Consider the following 1,363-nt stretch of genomic DNA (forward strand, 5'->3'; position numbering starts at 1 on the left):
TTGTATGGGCGGTGCTTACAGTATGGGTTCTTTCCTATTGGCTGCTGGTCAAAGAGGCAAGCGCTATGCACTAGCCAATTCTCGCGTAATGATTCACCAGCCTTCAGGTGGTGCTCAAGGTCAGGCAACAGATATCGAAATTAACGCGCGTGAAATTCTAAAAACTCGCGCACGCTTAAACGAGATTTTGGCTGAGCGTACTGGTCAACCAGTAGAAAAAATCGAAAAAGACGTTGAGCGTGACTTTTGGTTAGATGCTAAAGAAGCAAAAGAATACGGTCTGGTTGATGAAGTATTAGAACGTCGCCCTGATTCTTTATAAAGACAGCACCTACCCAGCTAGATAGATAGCTATGTGGTATGAAACTAATATTACTATTGCCAACACTCAAATAAACGCAGCAATCAAGTATTAGCATCACGTACATAGGTTTAGCAAGTATAGACAGTACTAGTGATTGAGCGTTAGTTTGTTGTTGGAAATGGTACAAGCATTAAATTTTAGGAGTGCCTTTATATGGCAGAAAATAACAACCCGCATTGCTCGTTTTGTGGTAAAGCTAAAAGTGAAGTCAAGCAGCTTATTGCCGCTGACGATGCCAATATCTGTAACGAATGTATTGAACTATGTACAGATCTAATCGCTGATAGCACAACTGATGACTCTGATGGCGAGATTGATACCTCATGGGTCAATAAAAAACTGCCAACTCCTAAAGAGTTGCGTGCCAAGCTTGATGAGTACGTCATCGGTCAAGATGCTGCCAAAAAAGCATTGTCTGTCGCTGTTTACAACCATTATAAGCGTCTAAAAGTCAGCCAAACCTTGGCCAATGACAGTAAAAAGGCCAAGATCGGTGCTGATGATGCTATGGTTGAGCTAGCCAAAAGTAATATCTTGCTGATTGGTCCAACTGGCTCTGGTAAGACTTTACTTGCGCAAACCTTAGCACGTCTATTAGATGTGCCTTTTGCAATGGCTGATGCTACTACTTTAACCGAAGCTGGTTATGTCGGTGAAGACGTTGAAAACATCGTACAAAAGCTATTGCAAGCTTCTGACTATGATGTGAGCAAGGCTGAGCAAGGTATTATCTATATTGATGAGATTGATAAAATCAGTAAAAAAGGCGATAACCCGTCTATCACACGCGATGTATCAGGCGAAGGCGTGCAACAAGCCCTACTCAAGCTTATCGAAGGTACTGTCGCTGCGATTCCGCCACACGGTGGTCGTAAGCATCCGCAGCAAGAGCTTATTCAAGTAGACACCAGCAATATCCTGATTATCGTTGGCGGTGCATTTGCAGGTCTTGATCAAGTGATTCAGCAGCGTACGGAAAAAGGCGGTATTGGTTTTAAC

Annotated in this window: 2 protein-coding genes; both read left to right on the forward strand. The window is 43.0% G+C overall.

The features are described 5' to 3' along the window. Nucleotides 1-322 (forward strand): ATP-dependent Clp protease proteolytic subunit (locus ACS8FD_RS14680; protein ID WP_439276397.1); only part of this gene is annotated, 322 nt, incomplete at its 5' end. 195 nt (nt 323-517) lie between these two features. Continuing rightward, a partial coding sequence (clpX, locus tag ACS8FD_RS14685) for an ATP-dependent protease ATP-binding subunit ClpX (RefSeq protein ID WP_439276398.1) occupies nt 518-1,363 on the forward strand: 846 nt, incomplete at its 3' end.

The organism is Psychrobacter sp. 1U2, from assembly GCF_051847575.1.